19 protein-coding genes and 1 pseudogene are annotated in these 21690 nt (G+C 67.3%); 11 read left to right on the top strand and 9 right to left on the bottom strand.

Annotated elements, in window-relative coordinates:
• Positions 1–40 precede the first annotated feature (40 nt).
• Positions 41–1066 carry a tryptophan--tRNA ligase gene (locus FHU38_RS04450; RefSeq protein ID WP_167166759.1) on the top strand — a complete coding sequence of 342 codons (1026 nt, stop codon included), beginning with the start codon at positions 41–43 and terminating at the stop codon, positions 1064–1066.
• A gap of 120 nt (positions 1067–1186) precedes the next feature.
• Here the strand turns inward: FHU38_RS04450 and FHU38_RS04445 are convergent, their stop codons facing one another.
• From FHU38_RS04445 to FHU38_RS04430, 4 genes are all read right to left on the bottom strand, one after another.
• Complete coding sequence (locus FHU38_RS04445; RefSeq protein WP_167166757.1) at positions 1187–1369, bottom strand: hypothetical protein; 183 nt, start codon at positions 1367–1369, stop codon at positions 1187–1189.
• A gap of 705 nt (positions 1370–2074) precedes the next feature.
• Positions 2075–3535, bottom strand: coding sequence for a cytochrome P450 (locus FHU38_RS04440; protein ID WP_167166755.1), 1461 nt, complete (start codon positions 3533–3535; stop codon positions 2075–2077).
• A 205-nt stretch (positions 3536–3740) separates the two neighbouring features.
• Positions 3741–4406, bottom strand: a complete 666-nt coding sequence (locus FHU38_RS04435; protein WP_167166753.1) for an ArsR/SmtB family transcription factor — start codon at positions 4404–4406, stop codon at positions 3741–3743.
• Between the two features lie 18 nt (positions 4407–4424).
• Positions 4425–5711 (bottom strand): MFS transporter, encoded by a 1287-nt coding sequence (locus tag FHU38_RS04430; protein WP_167166751.1) that lies wholly within the window; start codon positions 5709–5711, stop codon positions 4425–4427.
• A 304-nt stretch (positions 5712–6015) separates the two neighbouring features.
• Here FHU38_RS04430 and FHU38_RS04425 point away from each other — a divergent pair, with 304 nt between their 5' ends.
• Positions 6016–6471 (top strand): Hsp20/alpha crystallin family protein, encoded by a 456-nt coding sequence (locus tag FHU38_RS04425; protein ID WP_167166749.1) that lies wholly within the window; start codon positions 6016–6018, stop codon positions 6469–6471.
• 134 nt (positions 6472–6605) lie between these two features.
• On the opposite strand, the gene FHU38_RS04420 is transcribed toward FHU38_RS04425, so the two are convergent.
• The 4 genes from FHU38_RS04420 to FHU38_RS04405 form a co-directional block, all read right to left on the bottom strand.
• Positions 6606–7592 carry an ABC transporter substrate-binding protein gene (locus FHU38_RS04420; RefSeq protein WP_167166747.1) on the bottom strand — a complete coding sequence of 329 codons (987 nt, stop codon included), beginning with the start codon at positions 7590–7592 and terminating at the stop codon, positions 6606–6608.
• An 82-nt stretch (positions 7593–7674) separates the two neighbouring features.
• Positions 7675–8511 carry an ABC transporter ATP-binding protein gene (locus tag FHU38_RS04415; RefSeq protein WP_167166745.1) on the bottom strand — a complete coding sequence of 279 codons (837 nt, stop codon included), beginning with the start codon at positions 8509–8511 and terminating at the stop codon, positions 7675–7677.
• Positions 8508–9629: a FecCD family ABC transporter permease gene (locus tag FHU38_RS04410; protein ID WP_167166743.1), complete on the bottom strand. Its 1122-nt coding sequence runs from the start codon at positions 9627–9629 to the stop codon at positions 8508–8510. Before FHU38_RS04410 ends, FHU38_RS04415 begins: the two co-directional genes overlap by 4 nt.
• Entirely contained in the window at positions 9626–10648 is a 1023-nt protein-coding gene (locus FHU38_RS04405; protein ID WP_167166742.1) for a FecCD family ABC transporter permease, read from the bottom strand. The genes FHU38_RS04410 and FHU38_RS04405 overlap by 4 nt, the downstream gene beginning before the upstream one ends.
• A 227-nt stretch (positions 10649–10875) precedes the next feature.
• Between FHU38_RS04405 and FHU38_RS04400 the strand changes: the two genes are divergently transcribed.
• The 7 genes and pseudogenes from FHU38_RS04400 (at position 10876) to FHU38_RS04380 (ending at position 16782) form a co-directional block, all read left to right on the top strand.
• On the top strand, positions 10876–12138 hold the full coding sequence (locus FHU38_RS04400; protein ID WP_167166740.1) for an MFS transporter: 1263 nt from the start codon (positions 10876–10878) through the stop codon (positions 12136–12138).
• Between the two features lie 179 nt (positions 12139–12317).
• Positions 12318–12689: pseudogene (locus tag FHU38_RS28110) on the top strand (hypothetical protein); the annotation flags it as partial.
• A 34-nt stretch (positions 12690–12723) separates the two neighbouring features.
• Entirely contained in the window at positions 12724–13008 is a 285-nt protein-coding gene (locus FHU38_RS28105) for an alkaline phosphatase D family protein (RefSeq protein WP_390623228.1), read from the top strand.
• Complete coding sequence (locus tag FHU38_RS27660) at positions 13005–13139, top strand: hypothetical protein (protein ID WP_279590170.1); 135 nt, start codon at positions 13005–13007, stop codon at positions 13137–13139. The genes FHU38_RS28105 and FHU38_RS27660 overlap by 4 nt, the downstream gene beginning before the upstream one ends.
• Before the next feature lie 338 nt (positions 13140–13477).
• Complete coding sequence (locus tag FHU38_RS04390) at positions 13478–15457, top strand: calcineurin-like phosphoesterase C-terminal domain-containing protein (RefSeq protein ID WP_208415554.1); 1980 nt, start codon at positions 13478–13480, stop codon at positions 15455–15457.
• 96 nt (positions 15458–15553) lie between these two features.
• Positions 15554–16219, top strand: coding sequence for a hypothetical protein (locus tag FHU38_RS04385; RefSeq protein ID WP_167166736.1), 666 nt, complete (start codon positions 15554–15556; stop codon positions 16217–16219).
• Positions 16216–16782, top strand: coding sequence for a HupE/UreJ family protein (locus tag FHU38_RS04380; RefSeq protein ID WP_167166734.1), 567 nt, complete (start codon positions 16216–16218; stop codon positions 16780–16782). Before FHU38_RS04385 ends, FHU38_RS04380 begins: the two co-directional genes overlap by 4 nt.
• Positions 16783–16909: 127 nt before the next feature.
• Here FHU38_RS04380 and FHU38_RS04375 read toward each other — a convergent pair whose 3' ends face one another.
• A complete protein-coding gene (locus FHU38_RS04375) occupies positions 16910–18061 on the bottom strand; it encodes an alkaline phosphatase PhoX (protein ID WP_167166732.1) in 1152 nt (383 codons plus the stop codon).
• A gap of 477 nt (positions 18062–18538) precedes the next feature.
• Here FHU38_RS04375 and FHU38_RS04370 point away from each other — a divergent pair, with 477 nt between their 5' ends.
• Both FHU38_RS04370 and FHU38_RS04365 read left to right on the top strand, forming a co-directional pair.
• Positions 18539–20116, top strand: coding sequence for an alkaline phosphatase D family protein (locus FHU38_RS04370; protein ID WP_167166730.1), 1578 nt, complete (start codon positions 18539–18541; stop codon positions 20114–20116).
• 965 nt (positions 20117–21081) lie between these two features.
• Positions 21082–21669 carry a hypothetical protein gene (locus FHU38_RS04365; RefSeq protein ID WP_167166728.1) on the top strand — a complete coding sequence of 196 codons (588 nt, stop codon included), beginning with the start codon at positions 21082–21084 and terminating at the stop codon, positions 21667–21669.
• Positions 21670–21690: the final 21 nt, after the last annotated feature.

Genomic DNA, 21690 nt, shown 5'->3' with positions numbered 1-21690 from the left:
CTGGCCTCGCCCGATGGCACCAGGTCAGTAGGATGGCCGCATGTCACAGCCCGTAGCCAAGGTCTCGTTGACCGGCATCAAGCCGACCGGTGAGCCACACCTGGGCAACCTGATCGGTGCGATCCGTCCGGCGCTGCGGTTGGCCGAGCAGTACGACTCCGTCTACTTCATCGCCGACTACCACGCGCTCACCACCATCCGCGACCCGAAGCTGCTCCGGCAGTACTCGCGCTCGGTCGCGGCCGCGTGGCTGGCCGCGGGCCTCGACCCGCAACGGACCATCTTCTACGTCCAGTCCGACGTGCCTGAGATCTTCGAGCTGAACTGGATCCTGTCCTGCGTCACCGGCAAGGGACTGATGAACCGCGCCCACGCCTACAAGGCGGCCCGTGACCGCAACCTGGAGGCGGGCGAGGACCCCGACGCGGGCGTGAACATGGGGCTGTACAACTACCCGATCCTGATGGCCGTGGACATCCTCATCATGGAGTCCGACGTGGTGCCGGTGGGTAAGGACCAGGTCCAACACGTGGAGTACGCCGCCGACATCGCGGGCAGTTTCAACCACATCTACGGGAAGTCCTACTCGTTCAAGATCCCGCAGGCCATCGTTCCGGAGACCGGCAGCGGGCAGACGCTGCCCGGCCTTGACGGGCGGAAGATGAGCAAGTCCTACGACAACACCATTCCGCTCTTCCTCCCGGAGAACCAGTTGAAGAAGCTGGTTCGCAGGATTCCGACCGACAGCACGCCGGTGGAGGACCCGAAGGACCCGGACAGCTCGGCGGTGTTCCAGATTCTGGAGCAGGTCGCCCCGCCGTCGGCAGCCGATGTCGTCGCCGACACGCGCAAGCGGCTGGAAGCGGGTGGAATGGGCTGGGGTGAGCTGAAGAACGTGCTGTTCGAGGTGCTCAACACCGAGCTGGCCCCGATGCGTTCGCGGTACGAGGCGTTACTCGAACCGGGTAGCGAACTCGACGAGGCGCTCGCCGACGGAGCGCGGAAGGCACGGGAGCGGGCAGGCAGGGTACTGTCGTCCGTTCGCAAGGCGATCGGCGTCGGCTGACTCGCCCGCGAGTCCCCCGCTCCCGCCCGCGAGTTCTGCGTTCCCGCTCACGGCCCCGGGTCCGAGCCCGCGGTCGTGCCGCCCAAACTCGCGACACGACCACGTGCGCCGTAACCGCTGTCAGGCGGAAATCGCCGTGCGCCGACGATGGCCGGCGACATGCCCCAGCATTGCCATCCCCACCAGGAAGAACAGCACCGGCTGCCAGGCGGGTAGACCGAGCAGGAGTATCACGAACAGCGCCAGCAGCGTCGCGATGATCAGTGCCGCGAGCCGCACCGTGCCAATTCCGCGTTCGGACATGACGGGACTCCGCAACACCTGCCACGGGGGCGGACTCTGCGCCCTGTGCCTGCCCGTGTACCTGCGACCCGACCGACCCGCGGACGTCAACGCGGCCGCGATCACCAACTCCTCGATACTGTCGTAACTGCGGTCGGCGGCCCGGTGCCTGGGCTTACGCCTTCGCGTCCCCCTTTCCGTGCATCCAGCGCAGCCAGCTAGCGCGCTACATGACCGGGGTTGTACAGTCGACACGTGCTACGTACTCCTTAACTTCGTTCCGGGTTGCGTAGGACGATTACGTGGCCCCCTGTCGCCACACAGGGGGCCACGTCGACAAAGCGGATCGCGCATCCCATGAACGGAATGCGCCTGTCGCCGAATGCCCTCGCGCGTGATCTTGTTTTATCAGACGCCGACGGCAATACCGCATCGCCCTGACCCGCCGGGCAACCGTTTTGACCCGGTCAATATGCCGAGAGTAAGGGCGGCACATTCATTACTCACCCGAAAGAAGCTGCTCAACCGTCCACACCGTCCGGAAAGTAACAACGCAAACGATCGCGCACTACGACAGTGTGACCTCAGTGGAGTGACCGCCAAGCCACAGGATTCCTGCGAACTCCTGCATTCCACCAACGATTCCCGCGTCGACAAACTATTGTTTCACAAATGACGGTCCCTCGGGTTCACTCTCGCGTTTCGCCGGCCGTGCGCAACGGCGATTCAACGACGGGTGAGCCGTACCGGCATGCCGTCGGCAGGGACCGGCAGCGAGGTGTTGTCCCAGCGCGCCTCGTAGCGCTGCGGAACCGACCAGGTATAGGTCCGCAACATCTCGTGCAGGATCGCCTTGACCTCCAGCGTGCCGAAGTGCAGGCCGATGCACTTGTGCACGCCACCGCCAAAGGGCAGCCACGCGAACCGGTGACTGGAGTCCTCACGGCGATGCGGAACGAACCGCTGTGGATCGAACGCGTCCGGGTCACTCCAGCACTCCGGGACGAAATGGTTGACCCCCGGTGCGACCGCGACGAGAGTGCCGTTCGGAAGGTGGTGGCCGAGCAGCTCGGTGTCGGCCACGGTCCTGCGCATCAGCATCGGAACCGGAGCCAGCAGCCGCAGCGTCTCCTTGATGATCAGGTCGAGCGCCTCCAACCCCTCCAGCACGTCGATGTCGACGGGCGCGTCGCCGAGTGCAAGCGACTCCTGCCGTGCCTTCTCCTGCCATTCGGGGTGTTTTGCCAGGTAGTACGCGGCCGCGGTGGTGGTGATGGTCGAGGTGTCGTGCGCCGCCATCATCAAGAAGATCATGTGATTGATGACGTCGTCGTCACTGAAGCGCTCACCTTCGGGCGTGGTCGCCTGACACAGCGCGGAGAACAGGTCGTCGCCGTTGCTCGCGCGAGCCGCGGGAAGATGCCGCGCGAAGTAGTCCTCCAGCACCTCGCGGCCGCGCACGCCTGCCCGCCACCGGGTGCCAGGAAGGGGATAACGCACCAACGAACTCGCGGCACGGACGGTGGCCACGAAGGCTTGGTTGATCCGCTGGTGATCCGCCCCACCGCCACGGCCGCCCATGAACACGTCGTTGGCGACGTCCAGCGTCAGATCCTTCAACAGCCAGTACAGGCGCACGGGCCTGGTGCTGTTCCATTCCGGAACGCTGTCGCGAACCCTCGGCGCCAGTTGCCGTACATACGCGGTCAGCCGGTCGCGGGTGAACGCGTCCTGCATGATCCGGCGGTGGGTTCTGTGCTCGTCAAAGTCGAGCAACATCAGGCCGCGACGGAAGAACTGGTCGATCAGGAAGGTCCAGCCGTCCTGCGAGTAGACCTTGTCCTTGTTGGTGAGCACCAACTGCGTCGCTTCCGGACCGGCGACGGTCACCACGCGGGTACCGAACGCTCCCATCCACGACACCGGACCGTAGCGCTCGTAGCGGTCGCGCAGCAGGTCGTTGCCGAACCGGATGTAGTCGAGCAGGTGCCCGACCAGCGGTGGGCCGTAGTCACCCGGAACGGGCCGAAGGCCACTGCCCCGCGGCACCGGAGCGAGGTCGGTGGCGGGCCAGCGCCTGCTGAACCGCAGTAGCGCGTCGTCCACCCGGTTCGGCGCAGGCACGGCGAGCACGGTGGACAGCCGTTGTCGGGCCGCGTGGGTAGTGCGTTCGACGAGGGAAACCATCGCGACTCCTTGTCAGTGCGCGAACTCCGGGGAGATGGACAGCGGCCCGTCGGTCTTGTCAACACCGCGACCTGGGTGGCGCGGGCACTCAGCCTGATGATCGGCCATCTCCGGCGCCTCCTCGCGACATTTTTGACAGGCAGCTCAGTCAGAATGCAATTTGACAGGATCCCATGTCAAGATGTTGCGGGGGTAGCGATCCGGGTCAGGCCGCTCCGACCTCGATGGGGTGGCCTGCCAGCCGCCATTCGAGCACTCCCTGCGCCGCACGCCGTGCCGTCAACCCGTTTGCGGACAGCAACCGAACGGCATCGTGGGCCAGCACGCAGTACTCGCCACGGCAGTAGGCGACGATCTCCTTGTCACGAGGCAGTTCGGCGAGCCGGTCGGCCAACTCCTCAAGTGGGATGTGGACGGCACCCGGCAAATGACCCCCCTCGTACTCCGGACCGGGACGTACGTCGATGACGAGCGCGTCACCGCCGCGCAAGCGACGCAGCAGTTCCTCGGAGCCGACCGCCTCCGTGTCGTCGGGACCGAGGTAGTCACGTCGCGCCAGCTCGGTGTGCGGCCGATGATGCTGCGCGACGCGACGCAGGTATTCCCACAGGCGCGCGACGTCGTCATCGGCCAGCGAGTAGTAGACACGCTTGCCGTCACGGCGAGTACGCAGCAGTCCCGCCTCGCGCAGTGTCTGCAGGTGTGCCGAACAGCTGCTCATTCCAAGGCTCGCGGCGGTGGCGAGGTCTTCGACGCTGCGTGGCCCCTGAGCCAGCAGGTCGAGCAGTTCAAGGCGTTTCGGGTGACCGAGCACCTTGCCGACGGCCGCGAACTCGGCGTAGAGGGCATCCTTCGCGGCACGCTCACCCATCGCCTACCTCCTTGGTCCTTACGATCTGGCCGGACGATGCAGGGTCTCGTACATCCTCACAGCGACGATCAGCCCCGACAACGCGGTCAACGCGGCGACGGTCCACACTGCGGCCCGCACACCCATCAGGTCGGCTACGACACCCGCGAGCAACGCGCCCGCGGCGAACCCGCCGTCTCGCCACAGCCGATAGACGCCGACCGACCGTGCTCGCCACGCGGGATGTGCCACGTCGCCGATGGAGGCGAGCAAGGTGGGATACACCAGTGCGGTGCCCGCGCCCAGCAGGACCGCGGCCACCGCCCAGCCACCGAAATGGTCGACGAGGGCGATCAGAGCCAGCGCGAACGCCTGTAGCCACATCCCGGAGACGATCATCCACTTGCGACCCCAGCGGTCCGAAAGCGCACCGGTGAACAACTGCCCGACACCCCAGACCGCCGGGTACAGCGCGGCAAGAATGCCGATCTTGCCGACCGAAAGGCCCGCCGCGGCGAACAGGATCGGGAACAGTCCCCATGCGAGGCCGTCGTTGAGGTTGTTGACCAGCCCGGCCTGGCTGGCCGAGGACAGCGCGGGTTCGGAGAAGCTGGTTTGGCGGAACACGTCGCGGTCGCGCAACTCGCTGTGCAGGTGGTCGTGCCTTCCATCCGCGCGGGCGACGTGGTTTGCCGCCTCGAACCTTGCGTGGTCACGGGTTTCACGCACCACGAGGGCGGAAAGGCCGAGGCCGAGCGCGGCGAAGGCAAGCCCGAGCAGGAACGGAGCCGGACGAAGCCCGTAGGCCTCGGCGAGGTAGCCGGTGGCCAAAGCGGTGACGGCCACGGCCGCGTAGCCCGCCGCTTCGTTGAACCCCATCGCGAGACCACGGCGAGCCGGACCGACAAGGTCGATCTTCATCACCACGGTGGTGGACCAGGTGAGTCCCTGGCTGACACCGAGTAGCACGTTGGCGAAGATGACCCAGCCCCACGACGGTGCCCAGATCAACAGCAGCGGCACCGGGACGGCCACCAACCAGCCTGCCACCAGGACAGGCTTGCGGCCGAACCGATCCGACCACGTGCCCGCGAAGTAGTTGGTGGCGGCCTTGGCGATGCCAAAGACGAGGATGAACGTCAGTCCGGCGGTGTAGGCGGTCAGCTCGAACTCGCGCTCGCCGAGCAGCGGCAGCACCGTTCGCTCCTGCCCTAACATGCAGCCGACCAGGGCGTTGACGGCGACGAGGAGGGTGAACTGCGCGGCGTTGGCCCGCAGGCCGAGTTCTATCCGGCGGCCCGACGTCGACGAGGTGGGCGGTTTCACCGGCTGACCTCCAGCGCCCTGCCCGCGGTGGACGACACCGCCGGTGACTGCTTGCGCGACTCGACGTTCATGGCGCGACCAACTCCATCCCAGGTTCGGCAACCCAGGCCGATAGTACGTCATTCCATGAATCAATGGAATGTATTCCCGTCGCCAACCGGTTGGCGCTGATTGAGTGCCAGCGACTCAATTTTGGGAACACGGCAGCGCTCAACGGTGTTGGAGCCGATGCGAGGCTCACAGCGAGCCGCGAAGTCGTCACGATGTGCAGCTGATGTGCACTGTGTCGTGGAGGTGATGAGTGATGGCACTGCCAGCTGTCCGGTCCTCCAGTCCGGTGGATCGGTGGAGTCCGCTCTTCGAGTTCGAGGACCTCTCCAACCAACTGAGCCGCATGCTGTACTCCGCCATGAACGTCGCCGAGCCGGCGTGGCGCGGCTGGTCGCCCATGGCCGACCTCTCGGAGACCGAGGACGCCTACCTGGTGGAGGTAGAGGTGCCCGGCGTGAAGCGGGAGGACCTCACGGTTGACCTCACCGGCCGGGAGTTGCGGATCAACGGTGAGCGCAAGCAGAAGCAGCGCGAGGGCTGGTTTCGGCACCGCACCCGCCGGATCGGCCGGTTCCACTACAGCGTCACGCTGCCGCAGGACGTGGAAGCGGACAAGATCGACGCGAGCCTGGCGGACGGTGTGCTGACGGTCCGCGCTCCCAAGAGCGCCTCGGCCAAGCCGCGGCGGATTACCGTTTCCGGCGGCTGAGGGCCGCGCCCGGGCGAGCGCGACCGGTGTGCCGCGCTCGCCCGCGTCGCGATCCTCGATTCCCAGCGGTCACGAAGTGGTTCGGCTGCCACGCCACCCACCGGGAACCGGTGGGACCCCACGTCAGCAGGCCACTACCGGCGCATCGGGTCGACCTCGAAGATCTGCGCCATGTCGTCCATCATGAAGTTCGCGCCCTGCAGGCTAACCGAGAGCATCCAGGTGGCGTCGTTCACCTCGTGGACATTGCCTGCCTTTACCGCGTTGAGCTGGCGCCACAGGGGGTTGCGCAGGAAGCGCTCCCTGGACTGGTCGCCGCCTTCGTACGTGGAGACGAAAACGTGGTCGCCGTCGGCCTTGCGGATCTGCTCCTCGCCGATCTCCACCGCGAACTCGTCGACGTCCTGCGCTTTCGGCCGCGCCAGGCCCATGTCGTCGAGAACGATGCCGGTGAATGATTCGTTGCCCAGCAAGCGGGTTGGGCCCCCCATGAACCGGATGGCCGAGATCGTGGGGTTGCTCGCCTTCTCGTTGATCGCCTTGCCCAGTGCGGCGGCGCGCTGCTCGTAGGCGGCCAGCGCCTCATCGGCCTTCGTTTCCGCCCCGAGCGCCTCGCCGAGCTTGGTGATGTTGTCCTTCCACATCGGACCTGTGGTCTCGACGAACACGGTCGGCGCGATGGCGGAAAGCTCGTCGTACAGCGCGTCGTGGCGCACGGTGGCCGAAACGATCAGGTCCGGCTCGAGGGCGGCGACCGCCTCCAGGTTCGGCGCTTCCAGTGGACCGACCTCCTCGGTGCCGCCAACGGCATCGCCGAGGTACGAAGGGAAGTCCCTGTTGTCGCCGTAACTGCCGATACCACCGACGAGCGGCCGATCCAGCGCGAGGACGGCCTCCACCAGGCTCGGGTCGAGCGCTGCGATGCGCTCCGGCTTCGTCTCGATCCTGGTCGATCCTTTGTCGTGCTGCACCGTTCGCGGAAACCCGGCCTGCGCGGTACCACCCTGGTTGGCGCTCTCGCGCGCCTCACCGCCACCGCAGGCGGTCAGGCCGGCGGTCAGTACCAGGCCGGCGAGCGCGGCAACGATCTTCGCCCCGACTCCTCGCGTGCATGGTTGCACAAGTCCTCCAGCAGTTTACTTAGGCAAGCCTTACTTTGCTCAAAGTTAGCCGAGTCGGAACGTCATACGGAAGAGGTGATCGTCACGTGGCCCGACCGACCGGAACGACAAGCGGAGTACCGGCCACCGGATCGGGCACGATCCGCGCTCGCACGTCGAACACCCTCGCGACCAGTTCTTCGGTAACGATGTCGACGGGCGCAGCCGCGGCGACGACGGCACCGGAGCGCAGCGCGACAAGGTGATCCGCATATCGGCAGGCCTGATTGAGATCGTGCAGCACCATCACCACCGTTCGACCGCCCTCTCGGTTGAGTCGCCGCACAAGTTCCAGCACGTCGATCTGGTGGGCGATGTCGAGGAAGGTGGTGGGCTCGTCGAGCAGCAGCCAAGGCGTGTTCTGGGCGATGACGAGCGCCAGCCAGGCGCGCTGCCGCTGCCCACCGGACAGCGTGTCGACGGGTTCGTCGGCCAGTTCGGTGAGATCGGTCGAAGCCAGGGCCGCGAGCAGGGCTTTTTCGTCCGCTTCGGACCATTGTCGCCACACCGAGGTGTGCGGCGTGCGACCGCGACGGACAAGGTCTCGCACCGTGATACTTTCCGGCGTGGTCGGCGCCTGCGGCAGCAGGCCCATCCTCCTTGCGACATCCCGGGTACGCATGCGATGGATATCACGACCGTCCAAAAGCACCTGTCCACGGGACGGCCGGAGCAACCGCGCCAGCGTGCGCAGCAGGGTCGACTTGCCGGAGCCGTTGGCGCCAATGATCGCTGTCACCGCACCGGGGGGCAGTTCGAGGTCAAGCTGCTCGATCACCGCCCTGTCGGCGCCATAGCCGACCCGCAGCCGTTCGGCTCGCAAACTCGACGCGTCGACCCCGGAAAGCTGCTGATCGAGATCGTGCGAGATCCTGGTCATCGACCACCTCCGGTACGAACCACCAACCACAGCAGGTAAGGCGCGCCGACCAGGGCCGTCACCGCGCCCGCGGGAAGCTCGGTGCCGGGGACGAGCAGCCGGGCCACGAGGTCCGCCGCGAGCAGCACGACCGCGCCCACCAGCGCGGACACCACCAGCGGGATTGCGGATGTGCCAACGATCCGGCGAGCGAGCTGTGGTGCGAGCAGCGCCACGAAGTTCACCGGCCCCGCGGCGGCCACAGCGGTACCGGCCAAGGCGAAAGCGACGGCGAACGAGGCGACCTGGGTCCGCGCGACGGCAACGCCCAGCGTGGCCGCGGTCGGTTCACCGAGCGCGAGCACGCTCAGCCGCCTGCCGAGCAGCAGTGCGCTCGGCAGCAACACGGTGAGCGCGAGTCCCACCCCGGCAACGTGTTCCCAGCCGCCGCCATGCAGGCTTCCGACCAGCCATACGGCCGCCTTCGCGGCCTGATCGACGTCGCCAATCGTCAAACTCCAGTGCACCAGCGCGATGAAGGCGGCGTGGCACACGATGCCCACGAGCACGACCCGCTGCGTGCTGAACGTCCCGCCCGCGCCACCGCGCCCGCGCGAGCTTGCGACGCCCAGGACGACGACCGCGGCGAAGAACGCACCGATGACCGCCCCGACAGGCAATCCGATCCGGGACAGTTCGGCGGCCGCACCCCCGTAGCCGACCGTGCCACCGCCGAAGGCCAACAGCACGATCACGGCACCGAAACTGGCACCCGCGGTCACTCCGATCACGTCGGGGGCCGCGATCGGGTTACGCGTCACCGACTGCACGATCGCACCAGAGAGGCCGAGCGCGGCGCCGACCAGAACAGCCACCGCGACGCGAGGCAGGCGGAAGCGCTGGACTGTCAACGTGGTCGCGCGATCGGCCTGTCCGACGAGCCCGCTGAGCACCTGGTCGAGCGGGATCGTCCGGGTACCCACGGCGATGGCCAGCACACAAAGGAAAAGCAGCAGCCCGAACATCGCCGAACCGAGTACCCAGCCGCGCGGACGGATGAGCACACTGAGGGCTCCGTTGCGCGACCGGCCGACCAGTGCGGGGCCCGAGCGGGCGATGGACATCGGGGTGTTACTCACAGCACCGCTCCTGCGAGCTTGGCCCGCCGCACCAGCAGCAGCACGACCGGAGCGCCGACGACCGCCGTGACCACGCCGACCTGCAGTTCCCCCGGCCGCACGACTACCCGTCCGACCACATCGGCCGCGACCAGCAGCGTCGCACCGAGCACCGCCGCGTAGGGCAGCAGCCAACCGTGCCTCGGTCCGGTGAGCGCGCGGGCGGCATGCGGTACAACCAGCCCGACAAAGCCGATCGGCCCGACCGCCGCGACAGCGGTCGACGTCAGCAGGATGACACCGAGTCCGGCGACGAGTCGGGTTCGGCTGACCCGGATGCCGATGCCACGCGCCACGTCGTCGCCGAGCGCCAGCGCATCCAGCCCGCGCACGGCCACGCCGGTGAGCGCCAATCCGGCGAGCAGCACCGGCGTGACGGTGGTGAGGGTAGGGGTCCCCCGACCCGCGAACGCACCCACCAGCCAGAACCGGTACTCGTCGAGGGTCTTGGCGTCGAGCAGGACCAGGACGGAGATGACCGCCACGATCATCGCGGACACCGACAACCCCACCAGGGCGAGCGACGACGGTGCCATACCGGCGCGACCGTAGCCTGCCAGCGACAGCACAGCCCCACCAACCACCGCCGCGCCTACGCTGGCGGCCACGATCTGTGTCGCCAAGGTCGTGATGCCGAACGCGAAGGTCCCGACGACGATCGCCAGCGCCGCACCGGCCGACACACCGAGCAGCGCCGGATCAGCCAGCGGGTTGCGGGTGATGGCCTGGGCGAGCACTCCGCTGACGCCCAGCGCGGCGCCGACCAGCACCCCCAGCAGTGTTCGCGGAATGCGCTGCTCCCACACGATGATCGCCGCGTCGCTCTCGTCACGCCTGACCAAAACGTGCAGTACGTCGGGCAGTGGCAGAGCACGGCTACCGAAGGCCAGGCCGAACAGCACCGCGGCCGTGAGTAGCAGCAGTGCGACAAGCAGGCCGATGGCCGGTCTGCCGAGTGATCGCGCCCCCGCCCATGACATGCGGACTAATGTAAGGCATACCTAACTTCCACGGAACAGGTCGCCGACCGCTCTCGCTGTGACTCTCGGCGCATTGACTAGACCAGTGTCGATTAGCTTAGCCTTGCCTAACATCAGATCGAGGCACCGAGCCGAGGGAGCACCGTGAGGGGCGAGACCGCTGTGGCAGCCGCCTACCCGGATCTTGGCTACGACGACGGCTGGCCAGCGAGAACGGCGGTGCCGTGATGGACGCTCCGCTCAGCCTGCCGCGCAACCGCGCCGTCCCAGTGCTGTGGTTCGGCCAGTTCGCCGCCGTAGCCGGGCTCACCGTCGTGGTCCCGCTGCTCCCGTTCTACCTTTCGGACCTCGGAGTCACGGCCGCGGCCGTGCCGTGGTGGACCGCGGTCGCGCTGGCCGCGCCCGCGGTGACCCAGCTGATCACCGCACCGCTGTGGGGGATGGTTGGTGACCGGTACGGCCACAAGGCCATGGTGGTGCGCGCGCACGCGGGACTGGCACTCGCGGTCGGGTTGCTGTCGCTGGCTGACGGTCCCGGCGAGTTCCTCACCTATCGCCTCCTGCAGGGCGCATTCGGCGGGGTGGCGAGTGCGACGGCCACCTACGTCAGTTCGCTGTCCGCACCCGGCAGGCGAGGCCGTGCGCTGGGCGGGTTGTTCGGCGCCACCGCGGCAGGCTCGTTGCTCGGACCTCTGGTCGGCAGCGTGCTCGCCGGACAGTTCGGCTTCGAGGCGCTGTTCGGCTGCGTCGCGGCGCTGCTGCTGGCCTCCGCCTGCCTGGCGCTCGTCGTGCTGCCTCGCGCACATGACGGCGCACCCGGACATGGCGGCGGCGAATCGAGATGGGCACTGCGGGAGGTGGCGATTCGGCTGCTGGGCAACCGGTACAGCCGCTCGATCCTGCTGGCCGGTCTCCTCGCACAGGCGGCCATCTACGCGCTGGTAGTGGTTTTCGCCCCGCGAGTAGAGCAGATCACCAGTTCAATGGCGTCCGCGACGGTGTGGGTAGGGACACTGCAGGCGGTCACGTGGGCGGCGTCGCTGCCGGGTGGGCTGTGGTGGGGCAGGCGCAACGACCGGCGCTCGGTACACGCCGGCTTCGCGATCGCGACCGCGTGCTGCGGTGTCGCCGTCGGCCTGCAGGCGCTGCCCACCGCACCGGAGATGTTGCTGCCGTTGCGATTGGCCCAGGGATTCTGCTTCGCCGCACTCGTCCAGTCCGTGCTCAACGTGGCAGCCGCGGTGATACCCGCCGAAGCGCGCGGCACCGCGGTGGGCATGGTGAGCGGGCTGCTTGATCTGGGACAGGTCGGCGGGCCCGTGCTCGGCGCGCTCGCCGTCAGCCTGCTGTCCGTTCCTGGCGCCTTCCCCGTCGCCGCAATCCTGCTGACCGCGGCGGCCGCTCTGGCCCTGTCGGGCACCCGGCGGCACCCGAGCGCAAAGGACCAGACCGCCCTCGCGGCCCCGCTCCTGATCGAGGTGAACCGTTGAACGCCACACGCACGGCCACCCTCCTCGTCCGGCCGTGACACGCCCCGGTCGGGCGGCGTAGCAGCTCGCCACCGGACGCCTCCTCGATCTCCAGTGCGGCACAGGTAGCCAGGAGTCGCCGTGTTCGCGCTGCGGGCACCGACAGTTCACCCGTCGGACAGCTGGCGTGGAGCGGGTCGATGCTCCGGCATGGTGTCGAAGACTGGCAGCGACCGTCCCGGGCGGCACACGCTACGTCGACCACTTGGAGCCAGCCATGGCCAGAAACGCTCCCGAACCGACTCCCTGCTGTCCCGCCGCTCGCTGCTGCTCACCGGCGGCGCGGTCGTCGCGTCCGCACTCGCACCCACACAGGTAGCTCCTGCCCTTGCCCGCTCAGGAAGTCCCTGATCACTCACGGCATACAGGCGGGCGACGTCAGCGCGAAAGACGCCATCGTGTGGGCCCTCGCCGACCGTGCCGTACGCATGCGGATCGAGGTGAGCCCGTTCGATGACTTCCGTGTGACACGGCAGATCCGGGGCCCGCTGCTCACACCGTCGACCGATCACACCGCAACGTGCCGGGGACGGCCGCATCTACCGGGTGCGCCGCTACGGCACCTTGCTCGGCCGGGAGCTGGGGATCGCCGAACTGCTCTCGTTCGCCAAGCGCAACAAGATCCGCAACATGGTGTGGCTGACCGCGGACGTGCATTTCACCTCGGCGCACCACTACGACCCCTCCCTGGCGTCCTTCACCGACTTCGACCCGTTCTGGGAGTTCGTGTCCGGTCCGCTGAACGCGGCCGTGCAGGTGGCCGGGCACGGTAACACGTCACCTTCGGCCTGCGGGTGGTCTTCGAGAAGCTCGCACCGTCGACCGAAATGAACAACCCGGTGTTCGGCCATCAGTTCTTCGGCGAGGTCACCATCGAGGCGGCCACCGAAGTGATGACCGTGCGGTTTCGCGACATCAACGGCGCGGTACCGCACACGACCGAGATCCCTCCGCGAGACTGAACCCGGACCCACGTGGCCAGCCGGTGCGCAGTACGCACCCGCCGCCGCCTTCTTCGTCGGGGCGACGAGGAAGGCGGCGAACAGCCCGTTCGAAGGCAGCCGCCTGCACCGATAGGCCCGGCGCTTTCCGTGGGCAGCAGCGTGGTCGCTTTATGACTGAAATTAACGCGATCGCCATTCGTGCTTCACGGACGAGATGCGGCGTTCGTCAGCGCAGTGAGTGAGGGTCACGTCGGGCCGAATGTCCAGTTCCTCCGAATGTTGCGACTGCAGAACGAGGTGTCATGACGAAGCTATTACGAAGAAGATCGTGGTTTCGACGAGGCAGCGTCGTTGCGGTGACGCTGGCCGTCGCGACGGCAACGGTCTCGGCGTCCTCAGCAGGTGACCAGTCCGCGATCAAGCCGACCGACTACGTGGGCTCGGTCGAGGTGGTGCGTGACTCCGCCGCCGAGCCACCGAAGACAGCACGAGGCGTCGTGTTCCACGACGTCGATCGGGACAGCCGTCACGACGGGAACCGTGAGCGAGGGGTCGCGGGTGTCGCCGTCTCGAACGGGAGGGACGTGGTGCGCACCGGCCGCGACGGCAGCTACGAGCTGCCGGTGTATGACGGCATGACCGTGTTCGTGACCAAACCATCGGGGTACCTGACGCCGGTGGACTCCGACGGGTTCCCGCAGTTCTTCTATCACCACCTCCCGGACGGCTCGCCCGACCTGCGGTTCGACGGCCTGCCCCCGACCGGTCCGCTGCCCAAGGCGATCAACTTCCCACTGCTGCGCTCCCCCGAGCGGGGCGAGATGGACTGCGCCGTCATCGGTGACACGCAGACCTACAGCAACCGGGAGATCGGATACCTGCGTGACGGCGTCGTCGCCGACCTGGCTCAGCGTGACGACCTCGACGCGTGTGGCGCACTCATCGTCGGCGACGTAACCGGTGATGACCTCGGCCTGTACCCGCGCATCAAGCAGGTGATGGGCCTGTCCGACGTTCCGGTGCGAGCGGTGCCCGGAAACCACGACATCGACTTCGACGCCACCGACGACAAGAACTCGTTCGACACTTATCGGCGCGAGATCGGACCGTCGTACTACTCCTACGACGTCGGTGACATGCACTTCATCGGGCTGGACAACGTGCGCTACCCGTGCACCCCGGACGACAACGCCGACGGCAAACACGCCTTCTGCGACGACCCCACGAACCACCCGACCTACAACGGGGTGATCGGCGAGGAGCAGCTGGCGTGGGTGGCCAACGACCTGGCCACCGTGCCGAAGGACAAGCTTGTCGTCATCGCCACGCACATCCCGCTGGTGGGCTACCGCGACATGAACACCACCAAGCACCAGACCGACGACGTCACCGAGCTGTACCGACTGCTCGACGGCCGACCCGCGCTCTCGGTGTCCGGCCACACGCAAGCCCTGGAGAACTTCGAGCGGGGCGACAGCTACGCGGGTTGGAAGGACAACGTCGGCGTCAACGCGGTGCCGTTTCAGCACATCGTGGTGGGCGCGGCATCCGGCTCGTGGTGGACCGGCGACCTCGGCGTCGACGGCCTGCCCGAAACCCTGCAACGCGGCGGCGCGCCACCCGGCTACGTGAACCTCAAGGTGGACGGCAACGAGTACGTCGACACCTACCGCGCCACCGGGCGCCCCGCCGACGAGCAGATGTCGCTGTCGCTGTCGTCGCCGTTCTTCCGTGAGTGGTACCGCGCCATCGACGAGTGGAGTGCGCAGAACCCACCGACCTCGGCGACGCCACCGCCGGTGAACATCAACGACCTCGGCGACCCCAACCTGCTGACGACTGCGGACCTGGCCGACGGGGGTAGCTGGCTGGTGGCCAACGTCTGGAACGGCACCACCAGCTCCGAAGTCACCGTGCGGATCGACGACCGAGAACCGGTGCGGGCCACCCCCACCCAGAATGCGACGGGCGAGGGGCAGCGCGCCGGTGCGGAGTACACCGACCCGTACGCCGTCATGCGGCAAGTGCAGGTGACCCGCTACGGGCTCGCGAGCACCTCCGGTGACGCGCGCGCCCAAGGCTGGGAGGTCTTCCGCGGCGACAAGTTCGGCCCCGGCCCGGCACAGCCGCTGCCCCGCTGGTTGTGGGCCGACCGGTCCAGCCACCTGTGGCGGTTGCCCCTGCCCGCCGATCTTGAGGTGGGTGGCCATACCGCCACCGTGAGGGCAACCGACGCGGACGGTCGCGAGTTCGTCAGCAGCATCCAGTTCGAGGTCGTTGACGAACGCCCGCCGATGCAGTTCCGCACGGAGAAGTTCGCGCAGCCAACCGGCTGAGCACCACCGCTCGCCGCACGCGAGCCACGACAACCGTGGCTCGCGTGCGGCGACTCCGCAACCACCAGGCAAGCCAAGGACAGCAAAGGACCTCGAGTGTCCTCCATACTCACGCGGTGGCGGTGGCAGGCCCTTTGTGCGCTGGTACCACTCGCGGTGATCACCAGCCCAGTTGCCGCGGACGCCCACCCGCTCGGATCACCGCTCGGCGCCCAACTCGCGGCCGACGGCGACACCGTGACGGTGTCCTGGATCGCCTCAGAGGACGATTGGGTCTCGCTGGGGCACACCGTCGGCGCGCTGCCCACCCCACCGGGCACGATCACCGCCTTCCAGGCGATCCGCCGCTCACCCGCGGTCCGCGACTACCTGCTCGCACACATCAGCGTCACCCAGGCCGGGACACGGTGTACCGGCGAGGTGGGCTCCGTCCCAGACGACGCGGAGACGTTCCTGGGCAAGGGCATGCCACTCACCTTCACCTGCCCGGCCGAGGTGGCAGCGGTGGACGTCCAGATCACCGCGCTCACGGACGTCGACGAGCGCTACCGGACGAAAGCCATTGCCGAGGCCGAGCCAGGGGAAGTCATCTACACCAAGTCGAACGACACCCACCGCTGGGACTTCGGCACAACCGCGACCAAACCTTGGAGCGGCTGGGTGCCGCTCATCATCGCCGTCGCGGCGGCCGGGGTGGTCGGCAGAATCGGCTGGCTGCTGCGCGCACGCGCTGCGGGTACAGAAAAGGGCGGGGAAGCATGATCTCTGCGTTGGTCGAGAACGCCCCCGTTGGGATCGAGCACATCCTCGGCGGGTTCGACCACCTGCTGTTCGTTGTTGTGCTGCTGTTGGGCGCGACAACGTGGCGGGCGGTGATGATACTGGTCACCTGCTTCACTGTCGCGCACAGCGCCACCCTCGCCATGGCTGTCTTCGGCTGGGTCCACGTCCCCGACGCGATCATCGAACCGCTCATCGCGCTGTCTATTGTGTACGCCGCTGCCGAGACGGCGCTCGCCAGGGAACCACGGCACCAGCCGTACCTCGTGTTCGGCTTCGGACTGGTGCACGGCCTGGGTTTCGCGACCAACCTGAGCCTCGGCGGTGAGACCGGCGGAGCGCTCGCGGGCGGCCTGCTCGGGTTCAACCTCGGCATCGAAGCGGGACAACTGCTAATCATCACCGTCGTCTTCCCGCTGCTGCTGCTCATTCGCAGGAGAGACTGGTCGAAACACGCACAACCTGTGGCCGCGGGCATGGCCGCGACCTTCGGGCTGTTCTGGTTCGTGGAGCGGCTTCTCAGCAGCGTCGGAGGCGCCGCGTGATCCGCTGACTGCCAGCGGTTGCCGTGGAGATACGGCAGGCCGGGCCGACTGTCCGCGTCGGCTCACTGACGTGAATGGCCGATGCGTCAGCAGCGACACCGGCCACTCGTGTCGATCAGCTGGGGTGTCAACCGGTCAGCGAGGTGCGGAACGGGCCGTTGATCTCGTAGGTGATGCCATCGCTGGACGAACCGGCGGTGCCACGCTGCGAGGAGAAGTACATCCGGTCGCCGGCCGGGTTGAATGCCACTCCGCACAGTTCGGAGGAGTTCTGGTTGGTGACCCGCAGGAACGGCGCGACGACGTCGTCGGGTGTGATGACGCAGATTTCCATGTTCCCGCCGTCCTCGGCGACGTAGAGATCACCGACGTGGCTGTCGGCGGTGATGTTGTCCACACCGGACAGCGGTGGGTTCGAAGTGAGGTTGTCGTCGTAGACGACGTCGAGGGTGTTCGACGCGGCGTTGTATGCCCACACCTTGTTGTCGCCCTTGGTGGTGAAATAGCAGACATCGTTGCGGTAGAAGGCACCCTCGCCACCGTTGAAGACCTTCATGTTCGGCACCTGCCTGCGGGTAGCACGGGGCCTGCCCTCCGGGTCCGAGATCGTTACCCAGGTGAGCTCGTCGGTGAGTACTTCGAGTGTGCCGCTGGAAAGGTCACCCCACGTGGCGGGAACGAACCGGTAGAAGCCGCCGTCGGGCTTGTCCTCGGTGAGATAGACGACCTCGCGGACCAGGTCGCATGCCGCGGCTTCGTGGGTGAACCGGCCCATCGCGTCGCGGCGCACCGCGGCCTTGGCGCCCCACGGGTCGGTCTCCCAGCAGTAGCCGCCGTCGTGCTCCTCGCACGAGATCCAGGTGTTCCATGGCGTCGGCCCACCCGCGCAATTGCGGGTGGTGCCGGACAGGATCTGGTACGCGTCGGTGATCGTGGCGGCGGAGTCGAAGCGGACCGCGCTCACTCCACCCGCGCCGCTGCCGGCCTCGGAGTTCGATACGTAGATCCAACCCGTGCCATCGGCGAAGCACGCACCGCCGTCGGGCGCGCTGTGCCAGGGGTAGCCGGTGCCGGCGACGGCGTGCCCGGAGCGCGCGATCACCCGGCTGGTGAAACCGGACGGCAGCATGATGCCGTTGGCATCGGCGGCCCGCAGCTCGCCGTACGGGCTCGGGCCGGTCCGGGCGGGATACGCGATCGCGGTGGGCGTCACGCTGAAACCGAAGGCCACGGTGCCGGCGCCGGCGACGGCGGCACGCAGGAAATGACGACGATCCATGACGTTCCTCCAGATATTCGAGCAGAGACAAGGGAACGACACCGAAACGTACGGGCACCATCTGACGAGCGCCGCAGACCAAGAATGAACGCGCGCCATCACTTCGGTAAATGGTTTTCCGAATCGACGCAACCATTCACGGAACGAATTCGTGCGGGCGCGGTACCGCCGTAAGAACCAAACCGGCGACGGGCCGTGGTCCCCCAGTCGACCTCGATGCCCCTCCTCCTCGCCCAGCTCGTTGGCCTGCTCAACCAGTTCATCGAGTCCGACTACACCGGTCAACCGGTCGCCGACTGACCCTTTCGCGGCAAGCAGTTGACGATCCGTGTCGTGACACCTTTTCGCGTCCCCCTTCTGTCCCATGAGTGTTCACCTGCTGATGGTGGTCCGGTTTCACTCCGCGTGAGCTGATGGTGGCGACCACTGGCACCGCTCGGACTACCCGAGTGGCGCACTTGACTCAGGAGGCATCGCATGCCCGATCACGACGGAACATTCCTGTCGTCACTGTCCGCGTCGCGTCGCCGAGTCCTTGCCGGAACCGCCGCACTTGGTGCTTCGATGCTCGGATCGATGTCGGTTTTCGCGCGCACGTCGAGTGCCCAGTCGATCGCACAGGCACCGTTCACGCTCGGAGTGGCCTCCGGCGACCCGTGGCCTGACGGCGTCGTGCTGTGGACTCGGCTGGCCTCGGACCCGCTCGCGGCGGACGGCCGGGGCGGCATGCCGGACCGGCCCATCTCGGTGGAGTACCAGGTCGCCACGGACGAAAAGTTCCGCCGGATCGCGGCGGCGGGCCAGTCGCTGGCACAGCCGGAAGCGGGCCACTCCGTCCACATCGAACTATCCGGGCTCCAGCCGGGAAGAGAGTACTTCTACCGGTTCCGCGCCGAGAGGACCATCAGCCCCGTCGGCCGAACCAAGACGGCTCCCGCACCCGGAACCCGGCTCGACCGGTTCGCGTTCGCGTTCGCCAGCTGCCAGAACTACCCGGTAGGCTTCTACAACGCCTACGCGCACATGGCGGAAGAGGACCTCGACCTGGTCGCCTTCCTCGGTGACTACATCTACGAAGGCGACGCGCAGGGCGATCTGGGCCGCGGTCACGTGCCCAACGCCGAGATCTGGTCACTCGCCGACTACCGGGTGCGGCACGCGCAGTACCGCTCCGATGCCGACCTGCAGGCGGCGCACGCGGCGTTCCCGTGGGCGATGGTGTTCGACGACCACGAGGTCGAAAACAACTGGGCAAGCGACATCTCGCAGCCGGACAACGAACCCGACGCCGACCCAGAAGTGTTCCGGCGACGACGCGCGAGGGCGTTCCAGGCCTACTACGAGCACATGCCGATGCGACGCGCACAACGCCCAATCGGCCCTGACGTGCACATGTACCGCAGGCTCACCTTCGGCGATCTGGCCGACATCTACCTGCTCGACACCCGGCAGTATCGCAGCGACCAGGTAGGTGACGCGGAGCGCCACGACCCCAGTCGTACGATCCTCGGCGCCGAGCAGAAGGCGTGGCTGTTCGAGCAGACCGGGGGACCGACCGCCCGCTGGAACGTACTCGCCCAGCAGGTGTTCTTCTCACAGCGCGACTTCGTCGCGGGCTCGGGCACCAACTTCAGCAACGACGCCTGGGACGGTTACCGGGTCGAGCGCGACGCGGTCCGCGACCACCTCGCCGCGTCCGGCACCAGCAACCCCGTCGTTATCACCGGCGACGTGCACGCCAGCTACGTCTGTGACGTCAAAGCCGACTTCAACGACCCGGCATCCGCCACCGTGGCTACCGAACTGGTCGGGACCTCGATCTCCAGCGGCGGCGACGGCGTGGACCAACGCGACAGCGATGCCGTTCAACTGTCCGAGAATCCGCACATCAAGTTCATCAACCGCCGGCGCGGATACGTGCGCAACACCCTCACACCCACCGAGTGGATCGCCGACTACCGCATCGTCGACCACGTCACCAAGCGCGGCGCGCCGATCCGCAACCGCGCGACCTTCCGCATCAGCGACGGCCACCCCGGCGCCGAGCGAGTCTGAGTCGCAAGCGCGGCAACCGAGGCTGTCCGTTAAGACACGGGTTGTGAACGTCGCAAACCCGAACGGACGAGCTTGGTCTGAGGCAGGCCGCCGGGTTCGGTGTGGATCAGGACAACAGTGCTCCGCGACCACGCCGCGCACCCGGCGGCCAATCACGTTCCCAACCTCCCAGGCCGGCACACCCGAACTGACCACCCGGGATGCGCCGCGCGCGCAACCAAGATGGCGTCACCGCTGAGGTGCGGATCCGAGCCATCCTCCGCCAGGCCCCGTATCCACCAGCTGCAGGCTCCCGTAACGAGAGTCAAAGCCGAACTCCGCGACATCAGAACGCGAACGACGGCACCTCACCCAGCCACTCGACATGGCCGGCACCGACCTCACCACAGCGCCCGGCTCATCCAGGCAAGCCCGCCGTCAGACTCCCGGCTACCGCCTACCAGCTCTACCGGTGCTGCAACGGCGCCTACTCAACCAAAGCGATCTTCTACCCCTACAACGCGGGCACGTTCCGGCGCCCGCGAGGACGATCGCGACAAGCGCCCTCTGAACGCAGAAGAGCGCCACCCGCGCAGCGAGTGACGATCCAACCTCAGGGGTTGCCCTCCTGCTCTGGGCATCGATATAGGTCGGGGTTGTAGTAACAACCCTGTGGTGGACCTAACGTCGCACAATTCGAACTCTTTGGTGCTGGCCGAAGGCCCTGAGATCACGATCAAGCCGCTCCAACGCCAGCCACGTCGGCCGATGGCGGGTGGTCGGCGATGACGACTTCGGCTGTGGCTCGTTCGTCCTCTGGGCATCCGGTCACGTCCTCGGCTGAGGCGGAAGCCACGGTCCGAGCGATCACGATCACCGTCGCGTTGATCGCCGGGTTGACGTTCCTTTTCGGGTTCGGGAATTGCTGGGGGCTTGGGCTTCGGCTCGGGGTCCCGCCGTGGATCGCGCCGTTGGTTGGCCCGGCAGTGGACCTGTCCGTCGTGGGGCTGTTGCTCGCACGGCGGTTCCTCGCGGTGCACGGTGCATCGGCTGCGGAGATGGCACCGATCCAGCGGCTGTTGATCGCGTCGTGCGTGGTGACGCTCGCGCTGAACACTGCCGAGCCGATCATGGCTGGCCAGTACGGGAAGGCGGCATTCGACAGCGTGGGGCCGCTGTTGTTGATGGGCTGGTCAGAGACCGCACCGCGGTTGCTGGAGGCAATCCATCGAATTCGCATTCGCGAAGGATTCCAGGCGCAGAGCTCGACTGTGGCCGCGCTGCACGAGGACCAGGTGGCGGATGCCGATGTTGGCGAGTCGTCGGCAGTTGGTGTGTCCGGGGACATGCAGGAGCCTGATCTGATGGAGGCCGCGCGGCGTGCGGATGCGCAGTATTGGACGGCGCATCGTCGGCCGATTCCTGCGGCCAAGTTGCGGGAGAAGTTGGGGGTCAGCTCGACGCGCGCTCGTGCGCTGGTGGGGCGTGTTCGCGACGAGTACCCGGTGGCCGGCCAAGTCACCGATGGTCGCAGGCGCGGTAGTTGGTCGACTGCGGTGACAGCGGCGGCTTGAGATGGCGGTGGTGCCTCAACA

Source organism: Saccharomonospora amisosensis (assembly GCF_011761185.1).
Lineage (GTDB): Bacteria > Actinomycetota > Actinomycetes > Mycobacteriales > Pseudonocardiaceae > Saccharomonospora_A > Saccharomonospora_A amisosensis.
This window is presented reverse-complemented; position numbering and strand designations above follow the sequence as displayed.

Coding starts and splice junctions, on each gene's coding strand:
- FHU38_RS04425 (WP_167166749.1), top strand. CDS start 6,016: ATGGCACTGCCAGCTGTCCGGTCCTCCAGTCCGGTGGATCGGTGGAGT.
- FHU38_RS04435 (WP_167166753.1), bottom strand. CDS start 4,406: ATGGGTGAGCGTGCCGCGAAGGATGCCCTCTACGCCGAGTTCGCGGCC.
- FHU38_RS04440 (WP_167166755.1), bottom strand. CDS start 3,535: ATGGTTTCCCTCGTCGAACGCACTACCCACGCGGCCCGACAACGGCTG.
- FHU38_RS04370 (WP_167166730.1), top strand. CDS start 18,539: ATGCCCGATCACGACGGAACATTCCTGTCGTCACTGTCCGCGTCGCGT.
- FHU38_RS04450 (WP_167166759.1), top strand. CDS start 41: ATGTCACAGCCCGTAGCCAAGGTCTCGTTGACCGGCATCAAGCCGACC.
- FHU38_RS04400 (WP_167166740.1), top strand. CDS start 10,876: ATGGACGCTCCGCTCAGCCTGCCGCGCAACCGCGCCGTCCCAGTGCTG.
- FHU38_RS04375 (WP_167166732.1), bottom strand. CDS start 18,061: ATGGATCGTCGTCATTTCCTGCGTGCCGCCGTCGCCGGCGCCGGCACC.
- FHU38_RS04445 (WP_167166757.1), bottom strand. CDS start 1,369: ATGTCCGAACGCGGAATTGGCACGGTGCGGCTCGCGGCACTGATCATC.
- FHU38_RS04380 (WP_167166734.1), top strand. CDS start 16,216: ATGATCTCTGCGTTGGTCGAGAACGCCCCCGTTGGGATCGAGCACATC.
- FHU38_RS04405 (WP_167166742.1), bottom strand. CDS start 10,648: ATGTCATGGGCGGGGGCGCGATCACTCGGCAGACCGGCCATCGGCCTG.
- FHU38_RS27660 (WP_279590170.1), top strand. CDS start 13,005: ATGAACAACCCGGTGTTCGGCCATCAGTTCTTCGGCGAGGTCACCATC.
- FHU38_RS04415 (WP_167166745.1), bottom strand. CDS start 8,511: ATGACCAGGATCTCGCACGATCTCGATCAGCAGCTTTCCGGGGTCGAC.